A 19,917-nucleotide genomic window follows, 5' to 3' on the forward strand; every position below is an offset into this window, starting at 1 on the left:
GGACGCGGGCCGGGTCAGAGCCTGGCTTGCGCGTCCATGGCGTCCATGGAGGTCCGGGAGCCGCTCCGGAGGTCCTTGGCGCCGTTCGGTGCCGGCCGGGGCGGGGAGCCGCTCCCGCCCTGCCAACACCCACCAATGTGCCGGACCCGTGTTAAGCCGGTGCTGCGCGCACGTGACACGCTCGTACCACTTCCGAGACGGCTCGATCGGCCCAGGTCACCGCAAGTTCGCCGCCGCTACGGGCAGTTCACCGCAGGTTTCCTACCTGTTCCCGCCCTTGGCCAGGAAGGCCAGCAGGTCCTGCCGGCTGACCACACCGGTCGGCTTGCCCTCGACCAGGACGATGGCCGCGTCCGCCGACCCCAGCACCGACATCAGGTCGCCGACCGGCTCGCCGGAACCGACCTGCGGCAACGGGGCGCACATGTGCTTCTCCAGCGGATCGTCCAGCGAGGCCCGCTTGTTGAACAGGGCGTCCAGCAGCTCCCGTTCCACGACCGACCCGACGACCTCGGCGGCCATCACGTCCGGGTGACCGGCGCCCGGCTTGACGACCGGCATCTGCGAGACGCCGTACTCGCGCAGCACCTCGATGGCCTGACCGACCGTCTCCTCCGGGTGCATGTGGACGAGGGACGGGATGGAGCCGCCCGCCTTGTCGTTGAGGACGTCGGCGACGCGGGCGCTGGGGCCCTCGTCCTCCAGGAAGCCGTAGTCGGCCATCCACTCGTCGTTGAAGATCTTGCTGAGGTAGCCGCGCCCGCTGTCCGGGAGCAGGACGACCACGACGTCGTCCGGGCCGAGCCGCTCGGCGACCCGGAGCGCCGCCACCACGGCCATGCCGCAGGAGCCGCCCACCAGCAGCCCCTCCTCCTTGGCCAGCCGACGGGTCATCTGGAAGGAGTCCTTGTCGGACACCGGGACGATCTCGTCGGCGACGGTCCGGTCGTAGGCGGTGGGCCAGAAGTCCTCACCGACGCCCTCGACGAGGTACGGCCGGCCGGAGCCGCCGGAGTACACGGAGCCCTCCGGGTCGGCGCCGACGACCTTGACCCTGCCGTCGCTGGCGTCCTTCAGGTACCGGCCGGTGCCGGAGATGGTGCCGCCGGTGCCCACGCCCGCCACGAAGTGGGTGATCTTCCCTTCGGTCTGCTCCCACAGCTCGGGGCCGGTCGAGTGATAGTGCGAGAGCGGGTTGTTGGGGTTGGAGTACTGGTCGGGCTTCCAGGCGCCGGGGGTCTCCCGGACGAGACGGTCGGAGACGTTGTAGTAGGAGTCCGGGTGCTCGGGGTCGACCGCCGTCGGGCAGACGACGACCTCCGCCCCGTACGCCCGCAGCACGTTGATCTTGTCGGTGCTCACCTTGTCGGGGCACACGAAGATGCACTTGTACCCCTTCTGCTGGGCCACGATCGCCAGCCCCACCCCGGTGTTTCCGCTGGTCGGCTCGACGATCGTGCCGCCCGGCTTCAGCTCCCCGCTCTGCTCGGCGGCCTCGATCATGCGCAGGGCGATGCGGTCCTTCACGGAGCCGCCCGGGTTGAAGTACTCCACCTTGGCCAGGACGGTGGCCTGGATGCCCTTGGTCACGTTGTTGAGCCTCACCAGCGGGGTGTTGCCGACGAGACTGATCATCGAGTCGTGGAATTGCACCGTTGTCTCCGGTTGCTTGCAAAAAACAGTGGTCGTAGTGGTTCCGCCAGCCTAAGGCCCCTGGGTGACGTGGGGCGGGCGTTCACTCCCCGTTGAGATTGGCGAACGGGCCGTACGGGGCAAGGAGTGGATGTACGGCTACGAGGAGGTGGCGGCGACGCATGACGAGTATGTCGAGGGCGCGAGTGGCCCGGCGGATCGCGGCCGGAGCGGCGTACGGCGGCGGCGGGGTCGGACTGGTCGGGGCGGCCGCCGTCGGCCTGCTGCTGGCAGAGGTCCGGCTGGCCCGGCGCCATGTGGGCAACGGCAGCGGCGGCCGGGTGCCGGTGGCCGAGGGGGTGTACGGCCAGGCGTACGCCGTCCCGGGCGAGCCGTCCCTGCGGCTGACCATGCTCGGCGACTCCACGGCGGCCGGGCAGGGGGTGCACCGGGCGGGACAGACCCCGGGTGCGCTGCTGGCGTCGGGGCTTTCGGCGGTGGCGGAACGCCCGGTGGAGCTGCGGAACGTGGCGCAGCCGGGCGCGCAGTCGGACGACCTGGACCGCCAGGTGGCGCTGGTGCTCTCGTCCCCGTATCCCCTGCCCGACATCTGCGTGATCATGGTGGGCGCGAACGACGTGACGCACCGGATGCCGCCGACCCGCTCGGTACGGCATCTGTCGTCGGCGGTACGACGGCTGCGCACGGCCGGTGCAGAGGTGGTCGTCGGCACGTGTCCCGACCTCGGCACCATCGAGCCGGTGCAGCAACCGCTGCGGTGGCTGGCCCGCCGGGCCTCGCGGCAACTGGCGGCGGCGCAGACGATCGGGGCGGTGGAGCAGGGCGGGCGGACGGTGTCGCTGGGCGATCTGCTCGGGCCCGAGTTCGAGGCGAACCCGCGGGAGCTGTTCGGGCCGGACAACTACCACCCCTCGGCGGAGGGGTACGCCACGGCGGCGATGGCGATACTGCCCACCGTGTGCGCGGCGCTGGGCCTGTGGCCGGCGGAGGAGGAGCGGCCGGACGTGTCCCGCAACGAGGGCTTCCTGCCGGTTGCCCGCGCTGCGGCCGAGGCTGCCTCGGAGGCCGGTACGGAGGTCACGGCGGCCATGCCCACGGGGCCGCGCGGACCGTGGGCATTGCTGAAGCGTCGCCGCCGGCGGCGGGTACCGGAGGCCGAGCCTGCGAGCCCCTCGGTGTGACCCCCTGGGGCTCCGCGCCCGGACACCCGTTTCCCACCTGGTCCTTCTGCCTACCGATTCGTGTGGTGGGTGGGCATAGGCCGCGGGTCCTGGGGGCGGAGCCCCCTGGGTGGGCCACCGAGCCAAGCAAGCGCTTAGTAAATTGCGGTCAGTGTCACACCGCGACACCAGTGACCTGGGCCATACGTACGGGTAACTTCCCAGTCGGCAAGCCCAACCTCGTACCGCCACTGGAGCCGTGATGCCCGAAGCCGTCATCGTCTCGACCGCCCGCTCCCCCATCGGCCGCGCCGGCAAGGGTTCCCTCAAGGACCTGCGCCCCGACGACCTGACCGCGACCATCATCCAGGCGGCGCTCGCCAAGATCCCCGAGCTGGACCCGAAGGACATCGACGACCTGATGCTCGGCTGCGGCCTGCCCGGCGGCGAGCAGGGGCACAACCTCGGCCGGATCGTCGCCGTACAGATGGGCATGGACCACCTGCCGGGCTGCACGGTCACCCGTTACTGCTCCTCCTCGCTCCAGACCTCCCGCATGGCCCTGCACGCCATCAAGGCCGGCGAGGGCGACGTCTTCATCTCGGCCGGTGTCGAGACGGTCTCCCGCTTCGTCAAGGGCAGCTCGGACGGCCTCCCGGACACGCACAACCCCCTCTTCGCCGAGGCCGAGGCGCGCACCGCCGCCGTCGCCCAGCAGGAGGGCACCACGTGGCACGACCCGCGTGAGGACGGGCTGGTCCCCGACGCGTACATCGCGATGGGCCAGACCGCCGAGAACCTGGCCCGCTGGAAGGGCGTCACCCGCCAGGACATGGACGAGTTCGCCGTCCGCTCGCAGAACCTCGCCGAAGAGGCCATCAAGAACGGCTTCTGGGAGCGCGAGATCACCCCGGTGACCCTCCCGGACGGCACGGTCGTCAGCAAGGACGACGGCCCGCGCGCCGGCGTCACCCTGGAGGGCGTGGCGGGCCTCAAGCCGGTCTTCCGCCCCGACGGACTCGTCACCGCCGGCAACTGCTGCCCGCTCAACGACGGCGCCGCCGCCGTCGTCGTCATGAGCGACACCAAGGCCCGCGAGCTGGGCCTGACCCCGCTCGCCCGCATCGTGTCGACCGGCGTCTCCGGCCTCTCGCCGGAGATCATGGGCCTCGGCCCGGTCGAGGCCAGCAACCAGGCCCTGCGGCGTGCCGGCCTGACCATCGACGACATAGACCTGGTCGAGATCAACGAGGCCTTCGCGGCCCAGGTGATCCCCTCCTACCGCGACCTCGGCATCGACATCGACAAGCTGAACGTCAACGGCGGCGCCATCGCCGTCGGCCACCCCTTCGGCATGACGGGCGCCCGCATCACCGGCACGCTCATCAACTCGCTCCAGTTCCACGACAAGCAGTTCGGCCTGGAGACGATGTGCGTCGGCGGCGGCCAGGGCATGGCGATGGTCATCGAGCGCCTCAGCTGACGCACCCTCGGTAGCCGAGCGGGCACGGCAGGTCAGCGAGCGGCCCAGAACCCCGAAATCCCCAGGGTTCTGGGCCGTTTTGTGATCCAATCTCCCTCAGGATGTGACCTATCTCCCTTGCAGGGGACATCACTGCAGGTCAGTGCAGGTCAGAGCGGTGGAACACGGCACCACAAGCCCAAAGTCCTGTCCGTTTCGTGACGTTACGCACTGACAGCTGCTGAGTCCGCCCTTCAAGCTGATGTAGGAAGTCGGGGGTCGACTTTGAACCTGGGAGTACGTCAGTGAGCGCCATGCCGATCGCCCTGCTGCTCACCACGGCCGCCACGGGCGCCGTGGGCGTCGCCGTCCTGCGCACCGTCCTGAAGCTGCGCCGCCAGCTCACGGAGCTGCAGGCCCAGCTCGCCGGGAGCCAGGCGGCGGCCGTGGGCGCACTGCTGCCCGCCGCCCGCACCACCCCGGACACCGAGGAGATACGCGCGGCCGTGGCCGAGGCGCTCGCCGAGGAACGGGAGCGGGAGCTGGCCGAGGCCCGTGCGTTCTGGGCCGCCCAGGAGGCCCGTGACGCCTCCGACACACCCTCCCTGCTGGGCCTCTCCGACGGCGACATGTTCCTGCCCCGGCAGCCCGACTTCGCGGGCCTGGAGCCGCTGGAGCCGGTCTCCGAGCCGACCACCGAGGCCGACGAGTTCGCCGGGGAGTCCCCCGAACTGGCCGCGGCCCGACGCCGTCACCCCTCGCACCCCGACTTCGTCCCGGTGCAGTCGCCGGTCGTGAACGACCACGAGCGCACGGTGACCACCCTGGAGGAGCTGGCCACCGGCCAGGTCGAACTCTCCGACGTCCGGCCCGGCCCGCTCGGCACCCTCGACGTCTACGTCTTCGCCGACGGCACCACCCTGTGCATGACCCCGGGCCACCGCGAAACGGCCGAACGCCTGGCAGCGGCCCTCCGCGAGGGCGAGACCCCGTACCTCCTCGGCGGCTCGGGCATCTCCGGCGCCTACACCCTGACCTTCGCGTGCGGCGAGGACACGGTCTACATCCTGGCGGACCGGGTCATAGCGTCCCTGTAGTCACCGCGCTTCGGTGGTCGCCGCTCCTGTGGTCGCCGACGGCGCTCAGACCCCCGCCCTCTTCCGCGCCTCCTCGACCAACCGCACCGCCTCGCCGACCTCGTCCTCGCTCTCCAGCACCAGCGCCAGGTCGTGTGCGGCCACCAGAATCTGGTCGGCGGCCGCGAACATCCCCGCGTCCGGCATCAGCCGAGGCTCGGCCTCCGGCTCCTCCACGCGCTGCGCCCACCGCGCCAGCTCGTTGGCCAGCGCCAGCGCCTCGGCGGCGGCGCCTCTCTGGAGCCGGCTCTGCGGAGCCGCCCGCAGCCGGTCGGCGAAGTGATCCACTGCTCGGGTCAAGGGCGTCGTATCAACCACGCGCCGAGCGTAACGCGCCGCACTGTTGCCAATACGCGAACGCTCAGGCACGGTGACGTGAAGGACCGGCTTACATCCCCTTTGCGTTCGGAGGCGCCGATGTCCCAACTCTTCTCCGAGGAGACCCACCGCAATCTGCTCGCCCGCATCCCGCACTGCACCGGTCGTGAAGTCTCCGACTGGCTGCGCACCGTAGAAGATGGCCCCGCCCTGTTCCGCTTCGAGGAGAAGGTCAGCTGGCTCCGGCACGAGTACGACCTCGCGTACGGCCACGCGAAGGCGATCGTCCACGAGTACGACCTGAGGAGGGCAGCACGCAAGCTGCTCTGAGACGGCGAAGGGCCCCGGGTGTGACACCCGGGGCCCTTCACTCAGGAGGAACCGGCTAGTCGTTGCTGCTGAAGATCGCCACCAGCCGCAGCATCTCCACATAGATCCACACCAGGGTCATGGTGAGACCGAACGCGGCGAGCCAGGACTCCTTGCGCGGGGCTCCGTAGGCGATGCCGTCCTCGATCTGCTTGAAGTCGAGGGTCAGGAAGAACGCGCCGAGCACGATGGCGATGATGCCGACGATCGCGCCGAGCGGACCGAAGCTGCGCAGACCGCCGTTCTCGGCGACGCCGAACGCGACCAGCAGCAGGTTGACCGCCATCACGAGGACGAAGGCGATGGCGATGGCCGTGCCGATGCGGGCATAGCGGGCGGTGACGCGGACCCAGCCGGCCTTGTAGACGAGCAGGGTCGCGGCCGAGACCGCCATGGTGCCGAGCACCGCCTGGAAGGGGGCGCCGCTCCAGCGGCTGTTGTACATCTCGCTGATGACGCCGAGGAAGACACCCTCGAAGGCGGCGTAGCCCAGGATGAGCGCGGGCACCGGGGTGCGCTTGAAGCTCTGCACCAGCGCCAGGACCATCGCGATGATCGCGGCACCGAAGGCGAGTGCGTAACTGGTCGCGGAGACCGGGAGCAGCACCCAGGCGAGGACCGCGCCGACGGCGACCGTGCCGAGCGTGAGTGCCGAACGCATGACGACGTCGTCCATCGTCATCCGGTCGGTGGTGGCCGGGGCCTGCGGCGGAGCGCCGTGCTGCACGCCCTGCTGGGCGTAGGGGTTCTGCGCGTACGGGTTCTGCGCGTACGGGTTGCCCTGCGCGTACCCGGCCTGCGGTGCGGTGTTGAAGCCGGCGTAGCCGTTGTCGCGGCTGAACCCCCGTCGCGAGAAGACCGGGTTGCTGCTCCTCATTTCACTCCTCCATGGCCACCCTGCGTGGCCTTGGCTCAAGAGTAATGGATTGGCAAAGGATCTACCGTAATACCTGGGGAGGATCTTTCCCCTGCCGTGCTGCGCAACACGCTACGCGCAGGGCTCATTCCCGGCCACGGGCGGGTCGGTCCAACGGGAGGCCGGTGTAGGCCTCGGCGAGGTCGGTCTCGGCCGCGCGGGAGGAGGCGATGCGTTCCAGCCGGGCCAGCTGGAGGCGGGCGTCGAACTCGGTGCCGTCCGGGGCGCGGTGCAGCAGGGTCGTCATGTCGGAGGAGAACCGTTCGGCCTGCCAGATGCGGCGCAGGCAGGTCGCGGAGTAGGCGTCGAGGAGGTCCGGGGAGCCCGTCTCCTTCTCGTGGACGAGCGCGCGGACGAGGGTCACGACGTCGCCGACGGCCAGGTTCAGCCCCTTGGCGCCGGTCGGCGGCACGATGTGGGCGGCGTCACCCGCGAGGAAGAGCCGGCCGTGGCGCATCGGCTCGTGCACGAAGGACCGCATGGGCGTGACCGACTTCTGGGTGACCGGCCCGCGCTCCAGCTTCCAGTCGTCGTCGGTCTCCAGGCGCCGTTCCAGTTCGGCCCAGACCTCCTCGTCGCTCCACTCCTCGGCCCCGGTACCGGCGGGCACCTGGAGGTAGAGGCGGGAGACGGACGGGGACCGCATGGACAGCAGGGCGAAGCCGCGGTCGTGGCGGGCGTAGACGAGTTCGTCGTGCGAGGGGGCCACGTCGGCGAGGATGCCGAGCCAGGCGTAGGGGTACGACCGTTCGAACACCCGGGAGACAGCGGCCGGGACGGCCTGCCGGGACACCCCCCAGAAGCCGTCGCACCCGACGGCGTACGCGCACTCCAGCACGTCCTCGCGCCCCTGGTGCCGGAAGGGGATCCGCGGCCGGTCGCCGTCCACGTCCTCGACGGACAGGGCCTCCGCCTCGAACAGCAGCGGGCCGCCCTCGGCCAGCTGGAGGGCGATGAGGTCCTTGCAGACCTCCGTCTGGGCGTAGACCATGACGGACCGTCCGCCGGTGAGCCCGGGGAAGTCGACGCGGTGGCGGCGCCGTTCGAAGCGCAGCTCGATCCCGTCGTGCCTGAGCCCCTCCCGGTCCATCCGCCGCCCGGCTCCGGTCGCGCGCAGCACGTCCACCGTGCCCTGCTCCAGGATTCCGGCGCGCTGCCGGTGCTCCACGTGGGCACGGTCGCGGCTCTCCAGGACGACCGAGTCGATGCCGGCGCGGTGCAGCAGCCGCGCAAGGAGCAGCCCGGCCGGACCGGCTCCGATGATCCCGACGGTGGTACGCATCGGTCGTTCCCTTCCCGCGAGCGCGCAGGGGTGTAACGCCCACGACGGAGGTTCCCGCCAGTTCGCCTGGTGAAATTTCCTTCACTCACTGGGTGCTTGAGTCTCCGACCGTGCGCACGCCGCTGTCAACGGCCACGCGATCGTTCGAAAAGGGTGGGTTCGGAGGCGGAAAGTGCCCGGAGCCGGACTTGAACCGGCACGCCCGCGAAGGGGCAGCGAGGTTTAAGCTCGCCGTGTCTGCATTCCACCATCCGGGCAGGCCATGGGTCCGCTTCGAGGGTCCGAGCCTATCGGGACGCATCCCCCGATCAGCGGAAGGGACAGCCCGATGTTGTCTTATTTTATTGACGTCTGAGGGTGCATCAGCCCGCGGAACGGGCCATCCGCACTTGCCAATAGCGTGACGTGGCGTGGGCGCACGCGTACGCGGAATGACGGAATTTCACCTACCGAAGGAGGGCGGTCCACCTGTTATGGGCGGCGCCGGTCTGAGGGTCGCCGTCCTCCCCAGGTATGACAGGGGCCCGCTCCGTCCGACCGGAGTCGCCCCTCGGAACGGGAACAGCGACTGACTACACGGACGCCGGCGGCCGGGACGATGAATCAGTCCCCACCACGCAACGTCGTCCCGACAGGAGCACCTTCCCGTGACCACCACACCCACCGCCGGCCGAGCCACGGCCGTGGCCGCACGCGCCACTGAGCTGTCGAAGATCTATGGGCAGGGCGAGACCCGGGTGGTCGCCCTGGACCGGGTCTCCGTCGACTTCCGGCAGGCCGAGTTCACCGCGATCATGGGCCCGTCCGGCTCCGGCAAGTCCACGCTGATGCACTGCGTGGCGGGCCTGGACAGCTTCTCCTCGGGATCCGTGCGGATCGGCGAGACCGAGCTGGGCTCCCTGAAGGACAAGCAGCTCACCAAGTTGCGCCGGGACAAGATCGGCTTCATCTTCCAGGCCTTCAACCTGCTGCCGACACTGACCGCGCTGGAGAACATCACCCTCCCGATGGACATCGCGGGCCGGAAGGCCGACAAGGCGTGGCTGGACCAGGTCATCCAGATGGTCGGGCTGTCCGATCGGCTGAGCCACCGGCCCTCGCAGCTGTCCGGCGGCCAGCAGCAGCGGGTCGCCGTCGCCCGTGCGCTCGCCTCCAGGCCCGAGATCATCTTCGGTGACGAGCCGACCGGAAACCTCGACTCGCGCTCCGGCGCCGAGGTGCTGGGCTTCCTGCGCAACTCCGTGCGCGAGCTGGGTCAGACGGTGGTCATGGTGACCCACGACCCGGTGGCCGCCGCCTACGCGGACCGCGTGATCTTCCTCGCGGACGGCCGGGTCGTGGACGAGATGTACGCCCCCACGGCCGACTCCGTGCTCGACCTGATGAAGCAGTTCGACGCGAAGGGCCGGACCAGCTGATGTTCCGCACCGCCCTGCGCAACGTACTCGCGCACAAGGCCCGGCTCCTGATGACCGTGCTCGCCGTCATGCTCGGCGTGGCGTTCGTGTCCGGGACCCTGGTCTTCACCAACACCATCTCCGAGGCCTACCAGCAGAGTTCCGCCAAGGGCTTCGACCATGTCGACGTCGCCGTGCGGGCCACGTACCAGGACTCCAAGGGCGACCAGGTCGGCAAGACCCCCGAGCTGACCCAGGCGCTGCTCGACAAGGCGGCCAAGGCTCCGGGCGCGGCCTCCGCCACCGGTGTCGTCACCGGCTTCACCGCGATCGCCGACAAGGACGGCAAGCTGCTCGGCGGCGACTGGCAGTCCGAGGGCGGCAACTACTGGGGCACCAAAGACGCCCGCTACCCGCTGGTCAGCGGCCACGCGCCCCGTGGCAAGGGCGAGGTGCTGATCGACTCCAGGACCGCCGAGCGTGCGGGCTACAAGGTCGGCGACACCGTGCGCCTCTCCGTCGACGGCCCGGTCCTCACCCCGACCATCAGCGGCATCTTCACCACCGACGACGGCAACGTGGCCGCGGGCGGCAGTCTCGCCCTGTTCGACACGCCGACCGCGCAGTCGCTGTTCGGCAAGAAGGGCACGTACGACGAGATCGACGTGCAGGCAGCGGCGGGAACCAGCCAGAGTGCGCTCAAGGCCGGTCTGGACAAGGCGCTGCCGTCGAAGCTGGTGGAGACGACCACCGGCAAGCAGCTCGCCGACGACCAGGCGCAGATGATCTCCTCGTCGATGAGCGGTCTGAAGCAGGGCCTGCTGGTCTTCGCGGGTATCGCCCTGTTCGTCGGCACGTTCATCATCGCCAACACCTTCACCATGCTGGTCGCCCAGCGCACCAAGGAACTGGCCCTGCTGCGGGCCGTCGGCGCCTCCCGCCGGCAGGTCACCCGGTCGGTGCTGATCGAGGCGTTCGTGGTGGGCGCGGTCGCCGGTGTGACCGGTCTGGTCGCCGGCATCGGCATCGGCGCCGGGCTGCGCAGCCTGCTGGGCTCCTTCGGCGCGGCCATGCCGGACGGGCCGCTGGTGATCACGCCGGGCACCGTGGTGGCCGCGCTCGCGGTGGGCATCGTCATCACCGTGCTGGCCGCCTGGCTGCCGGGCCGGCGTGCGGCGAAGATCCCGCCGGTGGCGGCGATGAGCAGCGTGCACGCCAAGGCGACCACCAAGTCGCTGGTGCTGCGCAACACGCTCGGCGCGCTGTTCTCGGCGGCCGGTGTCGCGGTGATCCTCGCGGCCACGTCGATGAACGGCTCCGACGGCCAGGGCCCGATGGGGCTCGGCGCGGTCCTGCTCATCATCGGCGTGTTCATCCTGACCCCGCTGCTGTCCCGCCCGCTGATCGCGGCCGCCGCCCCGGTGCTGCGCGTGTTCGGTGTCTCGGGCAAGCTGGCCCGCCAGAACTCGGTGCGCAACCCGCGCCGTACGGCGGCCACGGCGTCGGCGCTGATGATCGGACTGACCCTGATCACCGGTATGACGGTGATGGCGGGCAGCCTGCAGACGTCGATCGACAAGATGGCCAGCTCGGCGATCCGCGCGGACTACGTCGTCTCGATGGCCAACCGCGGCCCGCTCTCCCCGGACGTGGCGAAGAAGATCGCCGCCACCGACGGCGTCACCCTCAGCAGCCCGCTGCGCAACGGCGAGTCCCGCATCGACGGCGAGACCGAGTTCCTGACCGGTGTCAACGGCTCGGCCATCGCGAAGCTGACGGACCTCGAGGTGGAGGACGGCTCCTTCACGGTGGGCGGCACGCAGGTCGTCGTCGACAAGGACCGGGCCAAGTCGTTCGGCTGGAAGGCCGGTTCGGACTTCACCGCGCACTTCGAGGACGGCAAGGCGCAGAAGCTGACCGTCGCCGGGATCTACGAGGGCAACGACATGCTCAACGGGATCATCCTCGACAACAGGATCCTCACCCCGCACCTGAGCGACCCGACCGACATGCAGGTCATGGTCAAGACGGCGGACGGCGCGTCCGGCACGGCCAAGGACAAGCTGGAGAAGGCCCTCGGTACCAACCCGGCGATCAAGATCCAGGACAAGCAGGACATCTCCGACGACATCGCGAAGATGTTCACGCTGATGCTGAACATGGTCTACGGACTGCTCGGCATGGCGGTGATCGTCGCGGTCCTCGGGGTCATCAACACCCTGGCCATGTCGGTCTTCGAGCGCTCCCAGGAGATCGGCATGCTCCGCGCGATCGGCCTGGAACGCGGCGCCGTCAAGCGGATGGTCCGCCTGGAGTCCCTGGTGATCTCCCTGTTCGGCGGCGTGCTGGGCATCGGCCTGGGCGTGTTCTTCGGCTGGGCCGCCGGTGAGCTGCTGGGCACCAAGATGCCGACGTACGAACTGGTCCTGCCCTGGGGCCGGATGACGGTCTTCCTGCTGCTGGCGGCGGTGGTCGGTGTCCTGGCCGCGCTGTGGCCGGCCCGGCGTGCGGCCCGGCTGAACGTGCTGGCGGCCATCAAGGCCGAGTAGCCGTACGACCCTCGGGGCCCCGCTCTGCCGATGCAGGGCGGGGCCCCCTGCCGTGTCAGCCCTTCCAGGTGCGCGGCCGCAGCGGCAGGCCGGACGTGCCGGGCTCCGGGGTGCGGACCGCCAGGACCTGGTTGACGCCGATGCGGTTGCGTTCGAAGGCGAGCGCGGAGGCGGCCATGTACAGGCGCCAGACGCGGGCGCGGCCGGGGCTGGTGAGGCGGGCCGCACGGTCCCGGTCGGCCTCCAGGCGTGCGACCCAGCTGCGCAGGGTGCGGGCGTAGTGCTCGCGGATCGACTCCACGTCCCGGACCTCGAAGCCGGCACGCTCCAGCTGGGTGACGGTGCTGCCGATGGGGGCGAGTTCGCCGTCCGGGAAGACGTAGGCGTCGATGAACGGGTCGGTCTCGTACGTCGATTCGTCGCGCTGGGGGCGACGGGCGATCTGGTGGTTGAGCAGCCGTCCGCCTGGCTTCAGCAGGGCGTACAGGGTGCTCGCGTACTCCAGGAAGCGTTCGGCGCCGACGTGCTCGGCCATGCCGATGGAGGAGATGGCGTCGTAGGGGCCGTCCACGACGTCCCGGTAGTCCTGGACCCTGATCTCCACCCGGTCGGCCAGGCCCTCGTCGGCGACGCGCTTACGGGCGTACACGGCCTGCTCCTGGGACAGCGTGACACCGACGACGCTCACGCCGTGCTCGCGGGCCGCGTGGATGGCCATCGAGCCCCAGCCGCAGCCCACGTCCAGCAGTCGCTGCCCCTCCCTCAGGCCGAGTTTCGCGCAGACGAGTTCGAGCTTGTCGCGCTGGGCGGACTCCAGGGTGCCGTCCTCCTCCCAGTAGGCGCACGAGTAGACCATCGACGGCCCGAGGACCAGTTCGTAGAAGTCGTTGCCGACGTCGTAGTGGTGGCTGATGGCCCGCTTGTCGCTGCGCCGTGTGTGCAGATGGCGGCGTTTGCGGACCTCCTCGCGCGGTGGGGCGGGCGGGATCGGCGGCCCGGCGAGCTTCAGCAACTCCCGTCCTGCGGCCCGCACCTCGGGGTCGCGCAGCGCCTGGACGAGGCCGCGGGCGTCCTCGTCGCGTTCCCAGACCAGCCCGGCCATGGCGTCGAGCGCCGTGTACAGGTCGCCCTCGACGTCCAGGTCTCCGGCGACCCAGGCGCGGGCGAGGCCCAGCTCGCCCGGCTTGAACAGCATGTGGCGCAGGGCGCGGCGGTTGCGCATGACGAGGGCCGGCGCGTCCGGCGGCCCCGCCTGCGAGCCGTCCCAGGCCCGTACCCGTAGGGGGAGCGGCACTCCCAGCATCTGCTCGGCAAGACTCCTCAGCCGCGACGCGGCGTCGGCCATGGCGCACCTCCGGTGAAAGGAATGGGCCCGCTGGATCGTCTCCATCCGGCCGGCAGAGGAAACGACCGCGCACGCCGACGTCATTCCCCTCCGCGTGCTCCGGCCGACACATTGGCCGAACCGTCACCCCTCCCCGTTACCCGAGCGACCGCGATCGGTCAAGTCCCGACATCCAGGGGCGTGACCCACCTGGGGGTGTTTTGTCCTAATTGAGGCAGAACGTTCCACTCGACTCCTCCTCTCAAGACTCCTCGGATGTGAACTCCCATGACCCGTATCTCCACGTTCCAGCGTGTCGCCCTGCTCGCCGCTTCGACCACGGTGATCACCGGAGGTGTGCTGCTGCCGGGCACCGCGTTCGCCGCCACGGCGCCCCAGACCGTCGCCGCGGCCTCCGTCGCAGACGTCGACGCCGCTGCACAGTGGACGGCGACCACCGACGACTCGAGCGGCATCACCGTCCAGCTCCCCGGAAACGCCCAGGTCGAGGAGTACGAGGCGGGGGGCGCCCAGGCTCGGGTCTACACGGTGGAGACCGCGTACGGGTCCATCGGCTTCGCGATCTACGAGATGCCGGGGGCGAATCCGTCCGATCCTTGGGACCTGCCCAGCAGCCTTCAGGCCGCCGTGGACAACCTGAACGCCGACCCGCAGTCCGCGAGCACCGCGTTCACCAGCTCCGACGTCGAGAAGGGCACGACCTCGGACGGCTTTTCCGGCCTCCAGGCGAACCTGACCGCCACCGACGGCACCGTCGGTCACATCCGGCTCGTCGACCTCGGCCCGTACATGATCCAGTTCATGTCGACCGGTACCGCCGATCAGCAGGACGTCATGGATCAGGACTACGAGCAGCTGCTCTCCAACGTCCAGTTGCCCGACAGCGGCGCCGCGCAGCCCGACGCGCCCGCCCAGTCCGTCTGAGCGCGGAACACCCCGGGGCCCGGTCCGTCCAGACGGACCGGGCCCCCGGTCTGCTACAAGCGGCTCAGCATGAGCGAGATGGCTTTCATGGCGCTCTGCCGGTTCTGCCCCTGGTCGCCCGCTCGGGCAACGGACGTCTGCATCAGGACCTGCCCTTTGCGGCCGGTGACCTGCGTGTAGTAGTTGTCCACCTTCTGGCCGTTCTCGTCGACGACCTGGTGGCCCTCCTCGGCCGCCAGTTCGTCGAAGCCCTTGAGCGACGAGACGTCGACCTCGCGGACGTCCTCCCAGCGCTGGCTGCTCGCGGAGTCGGTCTCCGTCTGGCAGCGCCGCGCATCCGAACGGAACCGGGCGATGTCCGACGCGGCGGTGTCGTCGTCCCGGTGGACGATGATCATCGAGGTGCCGACCACGGACTGATCCGACTTCTGGGCGTTGCGCAACAGCGCGGCCAGCGCCTTCTCCGGGGGCCGGCCCACGAGGCTGCAGTCGTCGTCGGCGACCGCCTCCGTGACCTTGTCGCTCTCGTAGGGAGTACTGCGCACATAGCCGAGGCCCCAGTCCCCGGGAACCAGTGCCACCCCCTTCACGACGGCGCGGGCCGCCGCGGCATTCCTGATCGGCGCCTGCTCCTCGCCCCGGCCGCGGAGAACGATCACCAGCGCCGCCGCGACCACGATCGCGACCACGGCGGCTGCGGCGCCGATGAGCGCGGGACGTCTGCGCCACCAGGGGCGCGTCGGTTGCGGCCCGAAGGCCTGCGTCTCGGACGGCGGGCCGGGCAGCGGGCCGGGCGGCGGGCCGGAGGGCGGTTCGGGCGGCGGTGGGGTGCTCACATGCGTCCTGTACCACCCGCGATCGGAATGCCGCGGCGCCGAGTGCAGAGATCACCTGACTGACGGCGGAATCGGCCGCACCGGACGGCCCCGGGTACGGCGAAGGGGCCGCCCGCACCACGGATGGCAGGCGGCCCCTTCGGGCTGACCGGGTGACCCTGAGGTCAGGAGGCCTTGGCCTTCTGCTCGGTCTTGCCGGCGGCGACCGGCGCCGGCTTGGCGGCCTCGTAGAACTCCTCGCGGGGGTTCTCCATGGCGCCGAGGGAGACGACCTCGCGCTTGAGGAACATGCCCAGGGTCCAGTCGGCGAAGACGCGGATCTTGCGGTTCCAGGTCGGCATCGCCAGACCGTGGTAGCCACGGTGCATGTACCAGGCGAGGCGGCCCTTGAGCTTGATCTTCACCTTGCCCATGACGATCATCGCCACGCCCTTGTGGAGGCCGAGACCGGCCACCGCACCCTTGTTGCCGTGCTCGTAGTCCTTCTGCGGGAAGCCCCGCACGCCGGAGATCACGTTGTCGCCGAGGACCCTGGCCTGGCGCAGCGCGTGCTGGGCGTTCGGCGGGCACCAGGCGTTCTCGTTGCCCGCCTTGCGGCCGACGAGGTCCGGGACCTGTGCGTTGTCACCGGCGGCCCAGATGTAGTCCGTGCCCTTGACCTGGAGGGTCGGCTCGCAGTCGACGTGACCGCGGGGGCCGAGGGGCAGGCCGAAGCGGGCGAGGGCCGGGTTCGGCTTGACGCCGGCCGTCCAGACGATGGTGTTGGAGTCGACCTCGAGGCCGTTCTTCAGCACCACGTGGCCGTCGACGCAGGAGTCCATGGAGGTGGAGAGGTAGATCTCCACGCCCCGGCTCTCCAGGTGCTCCTTGCCGTACTGGCCGAGCTTGGGGCCGACCTCGGGGAGGATCTTGTCGGCGGCGTCCACGAGGACGAAGCGCATGTCCTCACGGGAGACGTTCTTGTAGTACTTGGCCGCGTCCCGGGCCATGTCCTCGACCTCGCCGATGGTCTCCGCGCCCGCGAAGCCACCGCCGATGAAGACGAAGGTGAGCGCCTTGCGACGGATCTCCTCGTCGGTCGTGGAGTCGGCCTTGTCCAGCTGCTCGAGGACGTGGTTGCGCAGGCCGATGGACTCCTCGATGCCCTTCATGCCGATGCCCTGCTCGGCGAGGCCGGGGATCGGGAAGGTGCGGGAGACCGCGCCCATCGCGATGACGAGGTAGTCGAAGGGCAGCTCGTACGCCTCGCCCACCAGCGGGGCGATCGTGGCGACCTTGCGGTCCTGGTCGATGGTGGTGACCCGGCCGGTGAGGACCTCCGCCTTCGGCAGCACGCGTCGCAGCGGGACGACGACGTGGCGAGGGGAGATGTTGCCGGCGGCGGCTTCGGGGAGGAAGGGCTGGTAGGTCATGTACGACCGGGGGTCGACGACCGTGACGGTCGCCTCGCCGTAGCGCATCTTCTTGAGAATGCGCCGAGCTGCGTACAGGCCTACGTACCCACCGCCTACTACGAGGATCCTGGGACGCTCCGTGGTGCTCATGGCATCGAGTATCCACCCGCCTCAGGAGGGGTGCTCGTGCGCCCCTTCACAAGCTCCGACAGGGCCTGTGTTAAACTCCGCGACCCGCGTGTCGCAGGCCATGGTCGAGGCGGGGAACCGCGGGGTGGTTCGACCCGTTGTCAATGCCGCGTGAGCTGCCTCTCCGGGCTCCGGGACCCACTGTGAGGGGCCCGTCCGGGCCCTCCGGAACGCCCTCGCGAAACACTCGCGCAACGCTCTCGTGAGGGCGCTCCAGGGCCCGTTGAGCCCCCGAACGGGCCAACAAGGCCCCCTGGATCCCCCGGCAGGGCCCAATTCCTTGTGAAGAACTTCACGAAGTTTTCCGACGAGGTGTCGCGGGACGGTGCGCCGACCGCCCCGTGGCGGCGCTCATACGTTATCCGGACTGCTCAGCCGCATGCTACCCATCGGTAACAAAAGAGATCCAGGCCACGGAAGCACCCGACCGGACCATGGGGTCGCGCGCCCTTCACCCGGTCAGCCACACACCGCGCGATATTGGACACAAGGTCACATAGCGTGCCTGCATGAGCACTTCACCGAAGGTCTCCACGAAGGCCACTTTGCGAATAGGCGCGGTCAGCGCAGCCCTGGGTATCGCTCTTGCGGTGGGAGCGGCGACGGCCGCGTCCGCCGTTACCGCGACACCCGCCTCCCATGTCGCAGCCGGAGCGGCTGCCCAGTCGAGTCCGGCCGGTGGTGGCGGCGAAGACGGGGGGTGCAGCGGCCTCATCGTCCTTCTGTGCAATTGACGGACCGCCTGCACGGGCTGGTGCGACGGCCCCGGTTCCTCCCCACGAGGAACCGGGGCCGCTCCACGTCATCGCAGGTCAGTCGCTGCGCTTACCCTTCTCCGCCGCTTCCGCCACCTTGAAGGCGATGCCGTCGAGGATGTCGTGCTCGCTGACGACGACCTCCTCGGTCCCGATCCGCTCCATGATCGCGAGCAGGACGAGGGCTCCCGCGCCGATGACATCGACCCGGCCCGGGTGCATGGACGGGATCGCCGCGCGCTCGGCATGCGTGGAGCGCAGCAGCCACTCGGTGATCTCGCGGACGCGGTCGTGGGAGATGCGGGAGTGGTGGATGCGCCCGGAGTCGTACTCGGGAAGGTCCTGGGCGATCGCGGACAGCGTGGTGACCGAGCCGGCGAGGCCGACCAGGGTGTGCGCCTCGCGCAGCGGGACCGTCTCCTCGGCGAGGTCCAGGGCGGCCTCGATGTCGGCCCGTATGGCGACGATCTGTTCCGCGGTGGGCGGGTCGCTCACCTTGCCCGCGTGCACCAGGTGCCGCTCGGTCATCCGCACGCAGCCGACGTCCACGGACCGCGCGGCCCGTACGTGGTCGTCGCCGACGACGAACTCGGTGGAGCCGCCGCCGATGTCCACGACGAGGTAGGGCCTGGTGAGGTCGTCCCGTCCCGCGAGTTCCCTGGTGGCGCCCGTGAAGGAGAACTCGGCCTCCTGGTCGCCGGTGATCACCTCGGGCTCGACGCCGAGGATGTCGAGGACGCCCCGCACGAAGTCGTCCCGGTTCTCCGCGTCCCGGGACGCGGAGGTGGCGACGAAGCGGAGCCGCTCGGCGCCGTACTCCTTGATGATCCCCGCGTACTCGCGGCATGCGGCGAAGGTCCGCTCCAGCGCCTCGGGGGCGAGCCGGCCGGTGCGGTCGACGCCCTGGCCGAGCCGCACGATCGTCATCCGGCGGTCCAGGTCGACGAGTTCACCCGTCTGCGGGTTCACATCCGCGACCAGCAGGCGGATGGAGTTCGTACCGCAGTCGACGGCGGCGACGCGGGTCACTGGTCGTCCTCCTCTATGGGCTTGGCGGCGAAGAAGCCCGAGCCGTCCTCGGTCGTCTCCGTCTGCCGCTCCTCACCGGCCGGCGCCCCGGGCAGCGTCACGCACGGCCCCTTGCTCCACCACGGGGGCAGCATCGCGATCGCCTCGTCGCCGAGCGGGTTCACGCCCGGGCCGGCGGCCAGCGAGTGGGCCACCAGCACGTGCAGGCACTTCACCCGGTCCGGCATGCCGCCCGCGCTGGGGAAGCCCGCCAGGACCTCGATCTCGTCCCGGCGCCGGATGTAGTCCTCGTGCGCGGCCCGGTAGGCGGCGGCCAGTTCGGGGTCGCTCTGCAGCCGCTCGGTCATCTCCTTCATGACACCGTTCGCCTCCAGCGTGCCGATCGCGGAGGCGGCGCGCGGGCACGTCAGGTAGTACGTCGTCGGGAAGGGCGTGCCGTCCGGCAGCCGGGGTGCCGTCTCCACGACGTCCGGCTGACCGCAGGGGCAGCGGTGCGCGATGGCCCTCAGGCCCCGCGGCGGGCGGCCGAGCTGCTGCTTGAAGGCCTCGACGTCCGCGTCGGTGGGCTCGGTGCGCGGAGTGGGCGGCGGAGGCGTTTCCATGACTGCTTTCAGGGTGGCTTTCTGTCTGTCGGTTACCGGCCCAGGGCCGTTGCCGGCCGGAGGCCGGTCACTGGTCGGAGGCGTCGGACTTGTCGACCCCGTCCCAGACGTTCGCGTACCAGGGCCGGTGGGCGGCCCCGAGGTCGGCGCGGGACTGCTTGGCCGCGCCCGGGTCGACCACGATGTACCCGGTCTGCCCCGGCATCACATAGTGCAGCCGGCGCCGGATCTCCTGCTCGGCGTAGGCGTCGTCCTGCCAGCGTGCCTTGAGGTCGCGCAGCTGCTCCACGCGCTTGCGGGCCCGCTCCTGCTGATGCTGCTGGTCGGCGATCTCGGCGCGCTGGGAGACGTACTGGCGCATCGGATAGGCGAGCGCGACGATCAGCGAGCAGAGCACCAGCGCGAGCAGGGCGGCGCGGCCGGTGAGCCGGGAGCGGCGGGCCTGCCGCTTGGTCTGGGAGCGGTAGACGCGGGCCGCGGTCTGCTCGCCGAGCAGCCTGAGCCTGGTCGCGGTGGAGAACCGGTCCCGGTCCTTCACGGCCATGTCCCGCCTCCCCTTCACACGTGCGTACGTCCCCGCACACGGTACGGGACCGAGTAC

At 70.3% G+C, this 19,917-nt stretch carries 17 protein-coding genes and 1 tRNA gene; 7 read left to right on the forward strand and 11 right to left on the reverse strand.

All coding sequences use genetic code 11. The annotated features are described in order from the left end of the window. Nucleotides 1-261 precede the first annotated feature (261 nt). Complete coding sequence (locus ABZ471_RS06750) at nt 262-1,653, reverse strand: cystathionine beta-synthase (RefSeq protein ID WP_359063182.1); 1,392 nt, start codon at nt 1,651-1,653, stop codon at nt 262-264. Between the two features lie 161 nt (nt 1,654-1,814). Between ABZ471_RS06750 and ABZ471_RS06755 the strand changes: the two genes are divergently transcribed. From ABZ471_RS06755 to ABZ471_RS06765, 3 genes are all read left to right on the forward strand, one after another. Then, nucleotides 1,815-2,834 (forward strand): SGNH/GDSL hydrolase family protein, encoded by a 1,020-nt coding sequence (locus ABZ471_RS06755; protein ID WP_359063184.1) that lies wholly within the window; start codon nt 1,815-1,817, stop codon nt 2,832-2,834. 241 nt (nt 2,835-3,075) lie between these two features. Further along, on the forward strand, nt 3,076-4,296 hold the full coding sequence (locus ABZ471_RS06760) for an acetyl-CoA C-acetyltransferase (RefSeq protein ID WP_359063186.1): 1,221 nt from the start codon (nt 3,076-3,078) through the stop codon (nt 4,294-4,296). 293 nt (nt 4,297-4,589) lie between these two features. After that, entirely contained in the window at nt 4,590-5,372 is a 783-nt protein-coding gene (locus ABZ471_RS06765; protein WP_359063362.1) for a hypothetical protein, read from the forward strand. A gap of 45 nt (nt 5,373-5,417) precedes the next feature. Here ABZ471_RS06765 and ABZ471_RS06770 read toward each other — a convergent pair whose 3' ends face one another. After that, entirely contained in the window at nt 5,418-5,729 is a 312-nt protein-coding gene (locus ABZ471_RS06770; protein WP_359063188.1) for a hypothetical protein, read from the reverse strand. A 99-nt stretch (nt 5,730-5,828) separates the two neighbouring features. On the opposite strand from ABZ471_RS06770, the gene ABZ471_RS06775 reads away from it, so the two are divergent. Continuing rightward, on the forward strand, nt 5,829-6,059 hold the full coding sequence (locus tag ABZ471_RS06775; protein ID WP_061919219.1) for a DUF4287 domain-containing protein: 231 nt from the start codon (nt 5,829-5,831) through the stop codon (nt 6,057-6,059). Between the two features lie 55 nt (nt 6,060-6,114). Here ABZ471_RS06775 and ABZ471_RS06780 read toward each other — a convergent pair whose 3' ends face one another. The 3 genes from ABZ471_RS06780 to ABZ471_RS06790 form a co-directional block, all read right to left on the reverse strand. Beyond that, nucleotides 6,115-6,975 carry a Bax inhibitor-1/YccA family protein gene (locus ABZ471_RS06780; protein ID WP_359063190.1) on the reverse strand — a complete coding sequence of 287 codons (861 nt, stop codon included), beginning with the start codon at nt 6,973-6,975 and terminating at the stop codon, nt 6,115-6,117. A 124-nt stretch (nt 6,976-7,099) separates the two neighbouring features. Further along, nucleotides 7,100-8,296, reverse strand: a complete 1,197-nt coding sequence (locus tag ABZ471_RS06785; RefSeq protein ID WP_359063192.1) for a 4-hydroxybenzoate 3-monooxygenase — start codon at nt 8,294-8,296, stop codon at nt 7,100-7,102. Nucleotides 8,297-8,469: 173 nt separating this feature from the next. Continuing rightward, a tRNA-Leu gene (locus ABZ471_RS06790) sits at nt 8,470-8,553 on the reverse strand. Nucleotides 8,554-8,943: 390 nt separating this feature from the next. Here ABZ471_RS06790 and ABZ471_RS06795 point away from each other — a divergent pair. Both ABZ471_RS06795 and ABZ471_RS06800 read left to right on the forward strand, forming a co-directional pair. After that, on the forward strand, nt 8,944-9,714 hold the full coding sequence (locus ABZ471_RS06795) for an ABC transporter ATP-binding protein (protein ID WP_359063194.1): 771 nt from the start codon (nt 8,944-8,946) through the stop codon (nt 9,712-9,714). Beyond that, nucleotides 9,714-12,242: an FtsX-like permease family protein gene (locus tag ABZ471_RS06800; protein WP_359063196.1), complete on the forward strand. Its 2,529-nt coding sequence runs from the start codon at nt 9,714-9,716 to the stop codon at nt 12,240-12,242. Before ABZ471_RS06795 ends, ABZ471_RS06800 begins: the two co-directional genes overlap by 1 nt. A 55-nt stretch (nt 12,243-12,297) precedes the next feature. Here ABZ471_RS06800 and ABZ471_RS06805 read toward each other — a convergent pair whose 3' ends face one another. Further along, entirely contained in the window at nt 12,298-13,587 is a 1,290-nt protein-coding gene (locus ABZ471_RS06805; RefSeq protein ID WP_359063198.1) for a cyclopropane-fatty-acyl-phospholipid synthase family protein, read from the reverse strand. A gap of 267 nt (nt 13,588-13,854) precedes the next feature. On the opposite strand from ABZ471_RS06805, the gene ABZ471_RS06810 reads away from it, so the two are divergent. Beyond that, nucleotides 13,855-14,511, forward strand: a complete 657-nt coding sequence (locus ABZ471_RS06810; protein ID WP_359063200.1) for a hypothetical protein — start codon at nt 13,855-13,857, stop codon at nt 14,509-14,511. Nucleotides 14,512-14,564: 53 nt separating this feature from the next. Here ABZ471_RS06810 and ABZ471_RS06815 read toward each other — a convergent pair whose 3' ends face one another. The 5 genes from ABZ471_RS06815 to ABZ471_RS06835 form a co-directional block, all read right to left on the reverse strand. Beyond that, nucleotides 14,565-15,347 (reverse strand): hypothetical protein, encoded by a 783-nt coding sequence (locus tag ABZ471_RS06815; RefSeq protein ID WP_359063202.1) that lies wholly within the window; start codon nt 15,345-15,347, stop codon nt 14,565-14,567. Nucleotides 15,348-15,511: 164 nt separating this feature from the next. After that, nucleotides 15,512-16,891, reverse strand: coding sequence for an NAD(P)/FAD-dependent oxidoreductase (locus ABZ471_RS06820; RefSeq protein ID WP_359063204.1), 1,380 nt, complete (start codon nt 16,889-16,891; stop codon nt 15,512-15,514). 851 nt (nt 16,892-17,742) lie between these two features. Beyond that, the gene (locus tag ABZ471_RS06825) at nt 17,743-18,714 is read right to left on the reverse strand and encodes a Ppx/GppA phosphatase family protein (RefSeq protein ID WP_359063206.1); all 972 of its coding nucleotides are present in this window, start codon (nt 18,712-18,714) and stop codon (nt 17,743-17,745) included. Then, complete coding sequence (locus tag ABZ471_RS06830; protein ID WP_359063208.1) at nt 18,711-19,316, reverse strand: DUF501 domain-containing protein; 606 nt, start codon at nt 19,314-19,316, stop codon at nt 18,711-18,713. Before ABZ471_RS06830 ends, ABZ471_RS06825 begins: the two co-directional genes overlap by 4 nt. Before the next feature lie 67 nt (nt 19,317-19,383). Next, nucleotides 19,384-19,860 carry a septum formation initiator family protein gene (locus tag ABZ471_RS06835; protein WP_359063210.1) on the reverse strand — a complete coding sequence of 159 codons (477 nt, stop codon included), beginning with the start codon at nt 19,858-19,860 and terminating at the stop codon, nt 19,384-19,386. Nucleotides 19,861-19,917 lie beyond the last annotated feature (57 nt).

This window comes from Streptomyces sp. NPDC005728 (assembly GCF_040630895.1).
Classification (GTDB): Bacteria; Actinomycetota; Actinomycetes; order Streptomycetales; family Streptomycetaceae; genus Streptomyces.